Source organism: Flavobacterium sp. CF136, from assembly GCF_000282055.1.
Classification (GTDB): domain Bacteria; phylum Bacteroidota; class Bacteroidia; order Flavobacteriales; family Flavobacteriaceae; genus Flavobacterium.
In genome coordinates, this window is sequence record NZ_AKJZ01000072.1 from 27,927 (window position 1) to 43,204 (window position 15,278).

The window sequence follows — 15,278 nt, forward strand, 5'->3', positions numbered from 1 at the left end:
AGTTTCAAGTTTTTCTTGTTTCATGTTTCAAGTTCCTCCTAACGTGAAACTTGAAACATGAAACTATTTTTCTTTACAGGTTATGTACTGCCTGCTTAAACTGCTTCCCTCTGTCTTCGTAATTTTCAAATAAATCAAAACTAGCGCAAGCCGGAGACAACAAAACAGCATCACCTTTTTCTGTTAAACGCTGCGCTGTTTTTACGGCGTCGCTCATGTTGTTCACTTCGACCATAATATCAACAACGTTTCCAAAAGCTTCAATAATTTTACGATTATCAATTCCTAAGCAGATAATTGCTTTTACTTTTTCACGGACCAATGACATTAATTCGTTGTAATCATTCCCTTTGTCAACACCTCCAACAATCCAAACCGTTGGAACATTCATACTGTCTAAAGCAAAAAAAGCAGCATTTACATTTGTCGCTTTCGAATCGTTAATGTATTGTACATTTTGAATTTTTAAAACTTTCTCCAAACGGTGTTCAACACCCTGAAAATTAGATAAACTTTCGCGAATTGTTGCATTTCTAATTTGCATCAATTTTGCTACTGAGCTTGCTGCCATTGCATTTTTCATATTATGTTTTCCTTCTAATGCAATGTATTCTGTTTCCATTGTAAACTCTTCCTGGTTGATCTGTATTTCCATTTTGTTGTTATTTATAGAAGCCCCTTCATTGAATACTTTAGTCAATGAGAAAGGAATTAATTTTGCTTTTGTTGTATTATGCTGCAACCACTCTGTAATTGCCTGATCATCTGCATCATAAATAAGATAATCACTTTCAGTCTGATTCATCGTTATTCTGAACTTAGAATCAATGTATTTTTGATATTTATATTCGTACCGATCTAAATGATCCGGGCTAATGTTTGTTATAATGGCAATGTCAGGTTTGTAATCTATAATTCCGTCAAGCTGAAAACTGCTTAATTCCAGCACATAGGCATCATATTTATTTTCGGCCACCTGCCATGCAAAGCTTTTCCCGATATTACCGCCCATACCAACATTCAAACCTGCTGATTTCAGCAAATGATAGGTTAACATTGTTGTTGTTGTTTTACCATTGCTTCCTGTAATTCCAATAGTTAAAGCCTCAGTAAAAGGTTTTGCAAACTCTATTTCCGAAATCACTTTTACTCCAGCCTCAATAAGCTTTTTTACGATGGGAGACTTATCCGGAATCCCTGGACTTTTCATTACCACATCGGCATTTAAAATCAAGTCTTCACTATGTTGTTCTTCTTCCCAGGCAATTCCATTAATGATAAGAACTTCTTTATAGCTTTCTTTTATTTTTCCAAAATCAGATACAAAAACATCATATCCTTTTTTCTTACCCAGAATAGCGGTACCTACACCACTTTCTCCTCCTCCTAAAACAACTAGTCTCATACTCTGTTTAATTAAAAATTGAGAATTAAAAATTAAAAATCACTTTAGACTTTTAATCGAATTCCTATTTTCCTTTTAGGGTTATTATAATTTTTGATAATATTCTGCAAAGTTCATCAGCCTCACCATAGATACTGTCGAATTCACTTACAGAGATATAATCTGTCGCTTTCAATAATTTTAATCAATAAATAATTCCTCTCGCTTCTTTATATGAAATCTCAAGCTTAATAAAAACTCTTAATTTTAATTCTCAATTTTTAATTGAACTTATCTTAGTTTTAAAGTAACGATTGATAATATGGCTAACATGATGGCAACAATCCAGAATCGGGTTACAATTTTACTCTCATGATATCCTTTTTTCTGGTAATGATGATGTAAAGGCGACATCAGGAAAATTCTACGGCCTTCACCAAAACGTTTTTTTGTATATTTAAAATAAGCAACCTGAATAATTACCGAAGCACTCTCTGCCAGGAAAATTCCGCAGAATAAAACAATCAATATTTCTTTGCGGACAGCAATTGCTAAAACTGCAATGATTCCCCCTATAGTCAAACTTCCTGTATCTCCCATAAAAACAGATGCGGGGTATGAATTATACCAAAGAAATCCAATTAAAGCCCCCACAAAAGCAGATATAAAAACCGTCATTTCTCCCGAATTGGGGATGTACATAATATTAAGATAATTCGAGAAAATAATATTCCCCGAAACAAACGTAAATATTCCGAGTGCGAGGACAGATATCGCCGAAGTTCCCGCGGCGAGACCATCAATTCCATCCGTTAAATTAGCTCCGTTTGAAACCGCTGTGATAATAAAAATAACAACCGGAATAAAAATTAACCATGCCCATTTTTCATATCCATCCCCCATAAAAGATAAAACTTCAGCATAATCAAATTCATTATTTTTAACGAAAGGGATTGTTGTAGCTGTTGATTTTTCTTCAACAGGAGTCGGTAAAACCACAGTTGTGCTTACGCCTTTATAAATATCGGTTCTTCCTGTATCGGTTCTCACAGTTACAGCCGGATTGAAATATAAAACTGCACCAACAATAATTCCCAAACCAACCTGACCGATAACTTTAAAAATTCCTTTAAGTCCTTGTTTATCTTTTTTGAATATTTTAATATAATCGTCAACAAAACCAATTGTCCCCATCCAAAGAGTTGTAACAATAAGCAATACAATGTAAATATTATGCAGACGGGCAAATAACAAAACCGGTACAAGCGTTGCAAAAATGATAATCAGTCCTCCCATTGTAGGTGTTCCCGCTTTTTCATTTTGACCTGCAAGACCTAACTCACGAACAGTCTCACCCACTTGTTGATTACGTAAAAAATTGATAACTCTTTTTCCGTAAATCGTTGACAAAAGCAATGAAAGCATAAATGCCAAAGCCGATCTGAAAGTAATGTATTGGAAAACCCCTGTTCCCGGAACATCCATTGTTTTGTTTAAATATTCAAATAAATAGTATAGCATATCTTTTTATTTTAAATTCCAATTTTGAAATTCCAGATCCCATCTGTTCCGGATATTTAGAATTTCAAAATTGATTATTATTTATTTAGTTGATCTAAAATTTCTTTTACCGTTTCCATATCGTCAAAATGATGACGAACACCGTTTATTTCCTGATAGGTCTCATGACCTTTACCGGCAATTAAAATAATATCGTTAGCCTGAGCTAATTGACAAGCTGTTTTTATTGCTTGTTTTCTATCTGTAATTCTCAGCATCTTTTTATAATTATGTGCTTCGACTCCCTCCTCCATTTCATTAAGAATCGTTTCCGGATCTTCGTTTCTGGGATTATCCGATGTCAGAATGGCTTTATCACTAAAATCTGCAGCGATTTTAGCCATAATTGGTCGTTTCGTTTTATCCCTGTTTCCACCACAGCCAACAACGGTAAGCAATTGTTCGTTTTTTGTGCGAATATCATCAATCGTTTTTAATACATTTTCTAAAGCATCCGGCGTATGGGCATAATCTACAATCGCAGTGATATTCCCTTCCGAAACAATATATTGAAAACGTCCTGAAACACTTTCCAAATCAGACAGTAAACGCAATGCCTCAAGACTGTCCATTCCTAACTCAACAGCTGTACCGTAAATTGCCAATACGTTATAAGCATTAAACGTCCCTATTAATTTTACCCAAACTTCATTATCATTTACTTTTAATAATAATCCGGATAATTGGCTTTCTAATATCTGAGCCTTAAAATCAGCGTATGTTTTTAAAGCATAAGTACGTTTTCTCGCAATCGTATTCTGCAGCATCACCGGTCCGTTTTTATCATCAATGTTTGACAAGGCAAAAGCTGTTTTTGGCAACGAATCAAAAAATGATTTTTTTACATCTCTGTATTCTGCAAAAGTTGGATGGTAATCTAAATGATCGTGAGACAGGTTCGTAAAAACTCCGCCAACAAAATGCAAAGCTTCGGTACGTTTTTGATGAATTCCATGCGAACTCACTTCCATAAAACAATGCGTTACACCGGCTTCCGCCATTTCACTCAAATAATGATTGATTGTAATAGAATCCGGGGTTGTATGCGTTGCATTATATTCTGTTTCCTCAACCATGATTTTTACTGTTGATAATAAACCAACTTTAAAACCGGCTTTTTGAAACAATTGAAACAATAGTGAAGCAATGGTAGTTTTTCCGTTTGTACCTGTAACACCAACTAATTTTAATTTCTCAGAAGGATTCCCAAAATAATTAGCTGCCATAAAAGCCAGTGCTGTATTGGTGTCCTTTACCTTTATATAGGTAATTCCTTTTTCAATATTCTCCGGCAAAGCATCACATATAATTGCAGCAGCTCCTAATTGAATTGCTTTTTCGATATAATCATGACCATCAGAAAGTGTTCCGCGAATAGCCACAAAAACATCATTTTCTTCAATTTTTCTTGAATCAAAATCAATTTTATGGATAGCAATTTCTGTCGAACCCGTTACAGATTCGATCGCTACTTTATATAATATGTCCTTAAGTATTTTCACGATAACTCTAATACTATTGTTGTGTTTTTACTAATATTCTGACCAGCCTGTAATGACTGTTTTTTTACTTTCCCAATTCCGTTTACTTTTACCTTTAAACCTAAGTTTTCTAATAAAGCAATAGCATCCATTCCAGGCATTCCTTTCAGGTTCGGAATCAGTTTTGATTTCTTATTTACTTCTAAATTATACTTATCATAACTATATTCCTGTTTTGGAATTTTAGAATCCAGTTGTTTTATTTTGTTCGTTGAAGGTGCATCTGTAAATATTTTTTGGGCAATTCTTTTAAAAACCGGTCCTGCAACATCAGCACCGTAATAATTATTGTTAGCTGTATTTGGTTTGTGAACCACCACTATACAAGAATATTTTGGATGATCTGCCGGAAAATATCCTACGAATGAAGAAGCATAATACATTCCTTCTCTCCCCGCTTTACCATAATTTACCATAGCTGTTCCTGTTTTTCCTGCCATCGAAAAATCTTTCGAATACAACTTTGACCCTGTTCCTTTTTTAACCACATTCAACAGTACTGCTTTTATTTTTTTTATGGTTTCCGGAGAACATACTTTCGGATTAATCACTTCTACATCAAATTTCTTAATGGTTTTATTCCATTCTTTTATTTCAGAAACAAACTGTGGTTTTACCATTACTCCATTATTCGCAACTGAGTTGTAAAAAGTCAAAGTCTGCATTGGTGTAACAGAAACTCCGTAACCAAAAGCCATCCACGGAAGTGAAACTCCTGACCAGTTTTTATCTCCGGGATGTGGAATAATTGCTCTTCCCTCTCCTTGAAAATGCAATCCTAAAGTTTTATGCAATCCGAAATTTTTAATATGATCTACAAACTTTGATGGATTATTTTTATAATTCTCATAAACTGCCTGAACCATTACTGTGTTAGACGATAATTCGAATCCACGCGCCAACGATACTTTTCCGTAACCTCCTTTATGTGAATCATTAACAGCACGACCATAATATTTTATTTGTCCGCCGTGACTATCGTAAATCTTACTTGTATCTGCCACTTTATCTTCTAAAATCGCCATTAAATCGACTAATTTAAAAGTGGAACCTGGTTCATGGGATTCCGCTACAGCGTAATTTGTAGTTTCTTCATACGATCCAGCTTCGGTTCTTCCTAAATTCGAAATGGCTTTTACATGACCCGTTTCTGTTTCCATTACCACCACGCAACCGTGATCTGCTTCATATTCTTCTAATTGTTTCAATAAAGCATGATGTGCAATATCCTGAATAAAAACATCAATTGTCGAAATAACATCATATCCATCTATAGGATCAACTTCGTTTAAATCGCGAATAGGTTTCCACTGTCCTTTTGCAATTTTCTGCTTTAAAATCTTGCCGTCTTTTCCGTTCAGATAACTTTTAAACGCCCATTCAATTCCTTTTCCAACTTCTACTCCGGTTGCAGGGTCAATACGATCGTAACCAATTGTTCTTTCTGCAATTTTTCCTATCGGATGTTTTCTAACGGTTTCTTGTTCAACTATAATTCCACCTTTAAAAGCTCCTAAATTGAATAAGGGAAAACCTTTTATTTTTACATAGTCAGTGTAACTCAATTTGCGGGCAATCAAATAATAACGATTTTTATTGGCTCTCGCTTTTCTTAATTCTTGTTCGTAAAAACCGCCTGGCCTATCTAAAACCGTAGCCAGTGAATCTGATAATGCTTTTACGTATTTTTCAAAAGTTTCCGTTTTAGGCGCTTTTGCATCAAATCTAATTTCATAATTAGGAATCGATGTTGCCAGCAAACTTCCGTCAGCCGAATATATATTTCCTTTATTGGCAGGAATCACAAAATTTCTAACCGTACGCTGTTTCGCCAGTTTTCTATAATAATCTCCTTCTACCCATTGAATATTAGTTAATTTAACGACAATAGCAATTGCCATCAAAAAGATGAAAACTGCTACCAGGTAAATTCTGTAGGATATGTATTTATCGTCTACTGCCATATTCTTTTAAAGAAATTTTTTTCTTCTTCTTTTTTAACTTCTATCTTCGTTGGAGGTACTGTTGAAGGATAAATTTGTTTTTCAAGCATCTTATCCGAAACCGTTGACTCCATTTTTAACTTCATCAATTCTGAACGTCGGTCTACAAATTCTGAGCGCAATTCCTTTACTTCATTATTCAGTTTTGCAATTTCAAAAACCTTTTGTTCGTATCGCTGTGTATTCGCAATCATCAAAATAGCAAGCAGAATGATAAAAACAATGAACCGCCAGTTTTTCACAGCGTCATCATTAATCAGAAATCTTGCTTTTAATATGTCGAATACACCACTTTTCATTTTCTACCTATATATTATATCTTTTCAGCAATTCTTAATTTTGCACTTCTCGCCCTGTTATTGATTTTGATTTCAGCATCGTCAGGAACAATCAATTTTCCGATAGTCTTAAACGGAACCGTAAAATTTCCGTAAAAATCTCGTTCAGGCTCCCCTTCAAACATTCCGTTTTTAATAAATCTTTTTACCAGTCGATCTTCTAATGAATGATATGAAATCACTGAAAATCTTCCTCCCGGGTTTAGAATTTCTAACGATTGCTCGATAAACTCTTTTAAAACATCCATTTCCTGATTTACTTCAATACGAATCGCCTGATAGATCTGGGCCAATATTTTATTTCGAACTCTTTCAGGCAGATGTTTCGCCAAAACTTCTTTCAATTCATCTGTAGTTTTTATTGGCTGATACTCTCTGGCCTCTATAATTGTTCTTGACAAAACCGGCGCATTTTTCAATTCTCCATAATCCGAGAATACTCTTCTCAAATCAGCATCATCATATTCATTAACCACCCGATACGCATTCAAATCATTTTTCTGACTCATTCTCATATCCAGCCCGGCATCAAAACGTGTTGAAAATCCTCTTTCCGGAACATCAAACTGATGCGATGAAACCCCTAAATCTGCCAAAATTCCATCAACGCTTTTTACTCCGTGAAACCGTAAAAATCTTTTTATAAATCTGAAGTTCTCATTAATCAAGGTAAACCTTTCGTCCGGCAATGTATTTGCAAGAGCATCTTCATCCTGATCAAAAGCAAACAACTTTCCGTTTGGCCCCAATCGTCTCAAAATTTCTTTTGAATGACCTCCGCCTCCAAACGTAACATCTACATAAATTCCATCAGGCTTAATATTTAAACCATCAACTGTAGGATGAAGTAAAACCGGATTATGATATTCCATTGTCGTCGTCATTAATATTTCCCATTACTTCTTCAGCCAGATCTGCAAAATCCATATCTTCGCCGCTTATTGATTTTTCATATAAATCCTTATCCCAAATCTCCACAATATTAACCGCAGATGAAAAAACGACATCTTTCGAAATACTTGAAAAAGCTACCAAATCCTTCGGAACCAGCAATCTTCCCAATGCATCAATTTCTACCACTTTAACCCCGGCAGTAAACCTTCGGATGAAATCATTGTTCTTTTTTACAAAGCGATTCAATTTGTTGATTTTTTGCATCATCAAATCCCATTCTTCCATCGGATATAATTCTAAACACGGTTGAAAAACAGAGCGCTTCAAAACAAATCCGTTTTGAAGAGAAGAAGCCAATTGCTTTTTTAAGGGAGCAGGCATCATCAGCCTTCCTTTAGCATCAACTTTACACTCATATGTTCCTACAATTGTGTTCAAGAAAAAGCATTATATAGTTATACAGCAAAAATATAAAAAATATTACCACATTTTACCACTATATACCACTTTGTTAATAAGTTTAACCACTTTCCTACCACATTACTTAATTTATAATCAATCAATACTTTAACTATTAATTAGCTTAATAACTATTATCTTAATCAATCAAAAAAATTACACGCTTTTTTTCTTAAAAAATTAATTATAATGTAAATTTTTTAACATTTAAGCATTGCTTCAAAACTAACTCTTAAAGCTGATTTTTAAATAGTTAGCATCGAAACAAAAATTATGTAGTTAAAAAATAGCACCAAAAATTTATTTTTATTTATTAAACCCTATATTTGTCCAAATTGAAATTGGCATTAGATTAAATGGACAAAAACTACAAAAAAGAAGGTAAATACAGCTATTTTGAAGCTGGTGAAGGAACTCCTATCGTTATTTTACATGGCTTAATGGGAGGCCTAAGTAACTTTGATGCTGTAGCGGAATATTTTCCAACGAAAGGATTTAAAGTTGTTATTCCTGATTTGCCAATATACACTCAGAGTATTTTAAAAACGAACGTAAAAAGTTTTGCGAAATACGTAAAAGATTTTATCAATTTTAAAGGTTATGACAAAGTTATTTTATTAGGGAATTCACTAGGGGGACACATTGCCCTTTACCATACCAAATTATATCCCGAAAAAGTAGCCGGACTTGTAATCACCGGAAGTTCCGGACTTTACGAAAGCGCAATGGGAGACAGTTACCCAAAAAGAGGTGATTATGAATATATCAGAAAGAAAGCTGAAGATGTATTTTATGATCCTGCAATTGCCACTCCTGAACTTATTGATGAAGTTTATGCTACGGTTAATGATCGTATCAAACTAATCAAAACCTTAACAATTGCGAAAAGCGCTATTCGCCATAATATGGCAAAAGATTTACCAAAAATGACAGTTGAAACCTGTATCATCTGGGGTAAAAATGATGCCGTAACTCCACCAAACGTGGCGGAAGAATTTGATAAATTATTGCCTAATTCAACTTTGTACTGGATAGACAAATGCGGACATGCTGCTATGATGGAACATCCTCAGGAATTTAATGAAATTCTTGAAGAATGGCTCGTCAAAAAGAATTTCTAGCATCCAACTTTCGACTTAAAGAGGTTTTAAAACCCAACAACATGAAAATTAATACCGCCGAATTCATAATAAGCAATTCTGAAGTTTCAAAATGTCCACAGGATTTTTTACCGGAATATGCTTTTATAGGAAGATCAAACGTAGGCAAGTCGTCTTTGATTAATATGCTTACCAATCATAAAAATTTAGCTAAAACTTCAGGGAGACCAGGAAAAACTCAATTAATTAATCATTTTAAAATTAATAATAATTGGTTTTTGGTCGATTTACCGGGATATGGTTACGCTAAAGTATCTAAAAAAACAAAATCGGTTTTTCAGCAATTTATCACTGATTATTTTGAAACCAGAGAGCAATTGGTTTGTGCTTTTGTTTTAATTGATATTCGCCATGAGGCACAGAACATAGACATTGAATTTATGTCGTATATGGGCGAAAGCGAGATTCCGTTTTGCATTATTTTTACCAAAGCAGACAAAATCAGCAAGACCAAAGTTGACTCGCATATTGCCGCATACAAAAAACAAATGTTTGCCAATAACTGGGAAGAGATGCCACATTATTTTGTGACTTCTGCTACTGAATCAACCGGAAAAGAAGAACTTTTATCGTATATAGATGAAGTGAACCAGGAAGTTTTTAAGAACAACAATCAGTTTTAAATTCTGAAGAATTAAATTCCAATCCTTCGACTTCGCTCAGGGTGACACAAAGTTATAAATTCAGATCAAACAATACTCAATAAAAAAATCCCAAATTCTAATCGTAAAAATTAGAATTTGGGATTTTTTATATTGGGACTTCTTCTATTTTGTCAATTCAAGTTTTTCTGCAAAATAATCACAGAAATCTTTCATTGTATCAGACATTTTTTCGTCGTCGGTAGCACGTTTAAAAGTATCCGACATTGCTACCAAAGTCTGGTGAAAGAAAATTTTCATTTCATCAACAGGCATATCTTTTGTCCATAAATCAATTCGCATTGTTTCTTTGGCTTTACTGTCCCAAATAGACAACATGATTGCTTTCGCTTCTTCGGCTTGCACGCCACCGTCCTGAGCACTCCATGTTAATTTTTCGGGAACGCGGTTTTCATCTAATTCTATGTTGAATTTAATTTCTGAGTTTATTATATCTGACATTATTTCTTAGGTTTATATTTTGATTTTTCGAAGATCTCTTTTACATCTGTTTTTAATAATTCCGGCAAAGTCACATTATTATTCTTCATATAAGAACGGACTATTTGCCAGCCAAGCCACGCCCCAACTCTTCCGGGTGAATCGTTATCTATTTCTAAATAAAATTTAGAAAACGGAGCAGGCGCAATAAAACGTGTCGTTAATTTAGGATCAACACTGTACAATATTTCGTTTTCAATAAAATTACGCCACATATAGGCTTCATTTTCTTCACACCATTTTATTTGTTCCGGAGTATAACCAATTTTTTCAGCATCTGAAAATTCAGGTAAAAGCAAATCTTTTGCATACAATTGTTTTCCTTCAAAAATCATTTGAGAAATCAAAGTCCTGTCAGGAGATGACGGAATTTTTCTGAAAGCAAAACTGGAAACCACATCCGGCATAATTTGTCTTTCTTCAAAATTTTGCTTCAGATAATCTGGAAACTGATAGAACTTATGCTCTTTACCCAAATACAATTCCAGGGAAACAATTACAAGACTATCTGCGTAGATTGCTTTATTGTTATAATCCATTTCAGAAATTACAGTAATTACTTTTGGCAATTTCGTTTTTGGAAAATAGTATTCTACATGCTGAAATAAAGCATTAAATTCCTGACGGACAGGTTCAAAATTTGAGTATTTTTTTTGAACTTCGGTATAAACTTCTCTCCAAATAGGATCCTCCATTTTACTTAACCAAATAGTATCATCATTTCCCGGAGGGAAAAAGAATGGGTATTGCTTTTTAACTTTGGCTAAATCTTCCGGTTTTGTTTCAAAAAATACCTTATCAAAACGTTCTACCTTAATATCAACCGGAATTTCTTCAACAGCTTTTTCTACTTTACTTTTTTGATCACATGATAAAAAAAACAAGCATAGAACCACTACAAAGCGATATATTTTCATTTTATTTTAATTAGATTTGTGTTACTTAACTTTAAGTAAATGTATACTTAAAAATATTTGTGCAAATATACATCCCTGTATCTTAAAACTTGAACTATTATGGCTAAAAAAAGCACTATTCAGACAGAAAAAGTAAATACCTACATTGTAGAGTGGTTAAAAAAATATGCTAACAATGCAAAAGTAAATGGTTTTGTAATCGGAATTTCCGGAGGAGTTGACTCTGCTGTGACCTCCACCTTATGTGCTCAGACAGGATTAAAAGTTTTATGTGTCGAAATGCCAATTCATCAGGCCGAAAGTCAGGTTTCGAGAGGAAGAGAACATATTGAACAATTAAAGAAACGTTTCCCGAATGTTTCAAATACGCAAACTGATCTGACAGCTATTTTTGAAGCGTTTAAATCTTCGATGCCAAAATCTGACGATGAGGCAAAAGTAAGTTTATCACTCGCCAATACACGTGCACGCCTTAGAATGACCTCTTTATATTATTTGGCAGGAATCCACGGATTATTAGTTGCGGGAACAGGAAACAGGGTTGAAGATTTTGGTGTAGGTTTTTATACCAAATATGGAGATGGCGGAGTCGATTTGAGTCCGATCGCCGACTTGATGAAGTCTGATGTTTATGCACTTGGAGAATTTTTAACAATACCTGAATCAATTTTAACTGCTGCCCCAACGGATGGATTGTTTGGCGACAACAGAACTGACGAAGATCAATTAGGTGCAAGTTATGATGAACTTGAATGGGCAATGTTAGCGGAAGAATCAGGAAATACAGCATCTGACTACAGCGGAAGAGAGAAATCTGTCTTTGAAATCTATAAACGTTTAAATACCAACAATAAGCATAAAATGGAAGCTATACCTGTCTGTTTAATACCAAAAACGTTAAAATAAAACTTTTTAACATTTATCTGCCATTAATTACAGAATTTATTTATTAATTTTACAGTTCCAAAAACAATGAACAATTCTAAAAAAGGTAAAATTATGATTAAAGTATGTCTAGCAGACAACCACCCTGTGACTCACTTTGGCGTTAAGTCGTATTTTAAAGACCACGATCAAATTTCAATTGTCGCCAACGTAGGAAATTTTTCAATGGTAAGAGATATTCTTCAAACGAAGGAGATCGATATTCTAATATTAGATTTAGAATTAGAAGGTCTCTCAAGTATCTTTGAAGTAAAATCCATTCTGAAAAACTTCCCAAAAACAAAAATTGTGATCTTTAGTGATCTAGCTGAACAAATGTATGCTCCTAATGCAATTAAAGCAGGAGTATCAGGTTATGTACACAAAACTGAAAAACTTGAAACTCTAGGCGTTTCAATTATTAAGGTACACGAAGGAAAAGTTATCATCAACGAAACTGTACGTAAGAACATGGCACTTATTGCTAAACAAAGCAAAAGCGAACGTTTATACAGAAAACTTTCTAATCGTGAAATTGAAGTTTTGCGTTACTTAAGTGACGGTAAGAAAAATAATGAGATCTCTAAAATTTTAAACCTGAACGAAAAAACGATCAGTACTTACAAATTGAGGTTATTAACTAAATTGAATGTTACTAATTTAGTTGACTTAGTAAATAAAGCTAAGACTTTAGAAATTATTTAATGGTATCGTGACATTACTCTTCCCAGTTTTTTCGAAAAGGAATTAACTAATTTTGAGTAATCAACCACCATAGACAAAAGCTCTGTATTATCTGAACTATCAGGTTGTATAGAGCTTTTTAATTCTTCAATAATCCGGTCAACCAAAAACCATCGTATGGACAAAATAGTCTCTGAAACATATTGGGCAATACTCGCCTGTTTATCTTTTGCAAAAATATTTTGTCCTTCCCAGTTATGAAGACTTACCTTTTCATCTTCCATTAAAATATCTGTTACTTCCTGAGCAAATTCAGGCTGCAGACGCATTAAATATTGCTCAAGGCTAAAGCTTTCGTTTTGATTATAAAAGGCGATTAAATCTGTAAAAACATTTCGGAATAATTCGTTCGAAAGTTCTACTTCGTCTTCTTGCAAACTCAAATAAATTCGCTGAAAAACTTTGTATTCTTTCTTTTCGGTAACCATTTCGATTTCGCCTTCTTCATTACTTTTTAAAAGCACATCTTCAAACTCTTCTGTTTTATCTCCATAAAGCAATAAAATCTCAATTACTTTACGTTCTAAACGATATAAAATATCAACTTTTTCAGCTTGTTCCGCAGGATTTTCATTTTTAAAAACCTCAAAAGCTTTTTGCTCTTGTTTTTGCTTTTTACCAACCTCAGCGACATCTTTTTGAGTTAATTGTGCCAAAGTACTCAAAAGAACCTGCTCAGAAATATCCATAATTCTGGCACACTCCTGAATGTATATTTCACGCTGAATACGATCCGGGATCTTCGAGATACTATTAACCATATCACGAATCAAATCAGCTTTTTTTATAGGATCGTTTTTAGCATCTTTCATTAAGATCGAAGCTTTAAACTGTATAAAATCTTTACTGTTTTCTTCTAAATAAGCAACCAAATCATCATGAGAATTTTTTCTGGCAAAACTGTCCGGATCTTCTCCGTCAGGAAAAGCACAGACTCTTACGTTCATTCCTTCTTCCAGAATCAAATCGATTCCCCGGATAGAAGCACGAAGCCCTGCAGCGTCGCCATCAAAAAGAACCGTAATATTTTTAGTCAGACGATTAACTAATCGAATCTGATCAGGTGTCAAGGCCGTTCCGGATGAGGCCACAACATTCTCAATTCCGGCCTGATTGAACTGAATTACGTCTGTATAACCTTCAACCAAATAACAATTATTTTGTTTTGCAATTGATTGCTTGGCCTGAAAAATACCGTAAAGCACTTTACTTTTATGGTAAATATCACTTTCGGGTGAATTTAAATATTTGGCTGCTTTTTTATCGTTGGTTAAAATACGGCCTCCAAAACCTAAAACACGTCCTGACATACTTTGTATCGGGAACATTACGCGGCCTTTGAATCTGTCAAAAGGACGATCGTCTTTGGCAATCGTTAAACCTGTGCTTTCTAAATATTCTAATTTATAGCCCTGACCAAGCGCTTCTTTTGTAAGAGCATCCCAGGTTTCAGGCGAATATCCTAAAGCAAATTTCTTAATAGTATCATTAGTAAAGCCTCTTTCCTTAAAATAAGAATATCCGATTGCTTTTCCTTCTTCGGTATTTAAAAGTACATTCTGAAAATATTTTGAAGCAAATTCCGAAACTAAATACATGCTTTCGCGCACATCTGTTATCGCTCTTTCCTGATCTGTCTGTTCGGTTTCCTCAATTTCGATATTGTATTTTCTGGCTAAATATCGAATGGCTTCCGGATACGTAAAATGTTCATGTTCCATCAGGAATTTAACAGAATTCCCTCCTTTTCCGGTACTAAAATCTTTCCAGATTTGCTTTACAGGCGAAACCATAAACGACGGAGAACGTTCATCAGAGAATGGACTCAATCCTTTGAAATTACTGCCGGCACGTTTTAAATTAACAAAATCACCAATAACCTCCTCTACACGAGCAGTTTCAAAAACAGTATCAATTGTATTTTGTGAAATCAAAACGTAAAATATTTTTAAAATTGAAAGCTTGTAAAAGTACACAAATCCTTCTTGAAATTTTAAGGTTTTGCATAAAAAAAGCGCCTCTTTCGAAGCACTTTTTCTACTAACTAACCAATTGTATTCTTAACTTTATACTTCCAGAAATCACTGTCTTCCTGAGGGCTATTTTTTTTCAAAAAAGCAATATTGAATGACGTTAGCAAATTTAGGATCCTAAATCCCATCGAAACCTTTGTCCGGCTGAACGGAGTCGAAGCCCCTTCCAATTGACAAGC

General features: G+C 34.2%; 14 protein-coding genes. 4 read left to right on the plus strand and 10 right to left on the minus strand.

The features are described from left to right. Positions 1-73: 73 nt before the first annotated feature. The 7 genes from murD to PMI10_RS18235 all read right to left on the minus strand — a co-directional run bounded on the left by murD (position 74) and on the right by PMI10_RS18235 (position 8,158). Positions 74-1,405 (minus strand): UDP-N-acetylmuramoyl-L-alanine--D-glutamate ligase, encoded by a 1,332-nt coding sequence (gene murD, locus PMI10_RS18205; RefSeq protein WP_007810672.1) that lies wholly within the window; start codon positions 1,403-1,405, stop codon positions 74-76. A gap of 270 nt (positions 1,406-1,675) precedes the next feature. Further along, positions 1,676-2,905 carry a phospho-N-acetylmuramoyl-pentapeptide-transferase gene (gene mraY / locus PMI10_RS18210; RefSeq protein WP_007810673.1) on the minus strand — a complete coding sequence of 410 codons (1,230 nt, stop codon included), beginning with the start codon at positions 2,903-2,905 and terminating at the stop codon, positions 1,676-1,678. 77 nt (positions 2,906-2,982) lie between these two features. Continuing rightward, complete coding sequence (locus PMI10_RS18215) at positions 2,983-4,446, minus strand: UDP-N-acetylmuramoyl-L-alanyl-D-glutamate--2,6-diaminopimelate ligase (RefSeq protein ID WP_007810674.1); 1,464 nt, start codon at positions 4,444-4,446, stop codon at positions 2,983-2,985. Continuing rightward, the gene (locus tag PMI10_RS18220; RefSeq protein WP_007810676.1) at positions 4,443-6,449 is read right to left on the minus strand and encodes a penicillin-binding protein; all 2,007 of its coding nucleotides are present in this window, start codon (positions 6,447-6,449) and stop codon (positions 4,443-4,445) included. The genes PMI10_RS18215 and PMI10_RS18220 overlap by 4 nt, the downstream gene beginning before the upstream one ends. Then, positions 6,440-6,787, minus strand: coding sequence for an FtsL-like putative cell division protein (locus PMI10_RS18225; RefSeq protein WP_007810677.1), 348 nt, complete (start codon positions 6,785-6,787; stop codon positions 6,440-6,442). Before PMI10_RS18225 ends, PMI10_RS18220 begins: the two co-directional genes overlap by 10 nt. Before the next feature lie 14 nt (positions 6,788-6,801). Beyond that, positions 6,802-7,710 (minus strand): 16S rRNA (cytosine(1402)-N(4))-methyltransferase RsmH, encoded by a 909-nt coding sequence (rsmH, locus tag PMI10_RS18230; RefSeq protein WP_193361714.1) that lies wholly within the window; start codon positions 7,708-7,710, stop codon positions 6,802-6,804. Then, a complete protein-coding gene (locus tag PMI10_RS18235) occupies positions 7,685-8,158 on the minus strand; it encodes a division/cell wall cluster transcriptional repressor MraZ (protein ID WP_029273286.1) in 474 nt (157 codons plus the stop codon). The genes rsmH and PMI10_RS18235 overlap by 26 nt, the downstream gene beginning before the upstream one ends. A 377-nt stretch (positions 8,159-8,535) precedes the next feature. Here PMI10_RS18235 and PMI10_RS18240 point away from each other — a divergent pair, with 377 nt between their 5' ends. Then, positions 8,536-9,300 carry an alpha/beta fold hydrolase gene (locus PMI10_RS18240; RefSeq protein ID WP_007810680.1) on the plus strand — a complete coding sequence of 255 codons (765 nt, stop codon included), beginning with the start codon at positions 8,536-8,538 and terminating at the stop codon, positions 9,298-9,300. 41 nt (positions 9,301-9,341) lie between these two features. Beyond that, on the plus strand, positions 9,342-9,962 hold the full coding sequence (gene yihA / locus PMI10_RS18245; protein ID WP_007810681.1) for a ribosome biogenesis GTP-binding protein YihA/YsxC: 621 nt from the start codon (positions 9,342-9,344) through the stop codon (positions 9,960-9,962). A gap of 144 nt (positions 9,963-10,106) precedes the next feature. On the opposite strand, the gene gldC is transcribed toward yihA, so the two are convergent. Both gldC and gldB read right to left on the minus strand, forming a co-directional pair. Then, positions 10,107-10,442 carry a gliding motility protein GldC gene (gene gldC / locus PMI10_RS18250; RefSeq protein WP_007810682.1) on the minus strand — a complete coding sequence of 112 codons (336 nt, stop codon included), beginning with the start codon at positions 10,440-10,442 and terminating at the stop codon, positions 10,107-10,109. Then, entirely contained in the window at positions 10,442-11,398 is a 957-nt protein-coding gene (gldB, locus tag PMI10_RS18255) for a gliding motility lipoprotein GldB (protein ID WP_007810684.1), read from the minus strand. Before gldB ends, gldC begins: the two co-directional genes overlap by 1 nt. A gap of 99 nt (positions 11,399-11,497) precedes the next feature. Here gldB and nadE point away from each other — a divergent pair, with 99 nt between their 5' ends. Both nadE and PMI10_RS18265 read left to right on the plus strand, forming a co-directional pair. Then, on the plus strand, positions 11,498-12,304 hold the full coding sequence (gene nadE, locus PMI10_RS18260; protein ID WP_007810685.1) for an NAD(+) synthase: 807 nt from the start codon (positions 11,498-11,500) through the stop codon (positions 12,302-12,304). Positions 12,305-12,397: 93 nt separating this feature from the next. Then, complete coding sequence (locus PMI10_RS18265) at positions 12,398-13,027, plus strand: response regulator transcription factor (protein ID WP_007810686.1); 630 nt, start codon at positions 12,398-12,400, stop codon at positions 13,025-13,027. Here PMI10_RS18265 and dnaG read toward each other — a convergent pair. Next, on the minus strand, positions 13,024-15,000 hold the full coding sequence (gene dnaG, locus PMI10_RS18270) for a DNA primase (RefSeq protein ID WP_007810687.1): 1,977 nt from the start codon (positions 14,998-15,000) through the stop codon (positions 13,024-13,026). The two genes, PMI10_RS18265 and dnaG, sit on opposite strands and share 4 nt — an antisense overlap. Positions 15,001-15,278 lie beyond the last annotated feature (278 nt).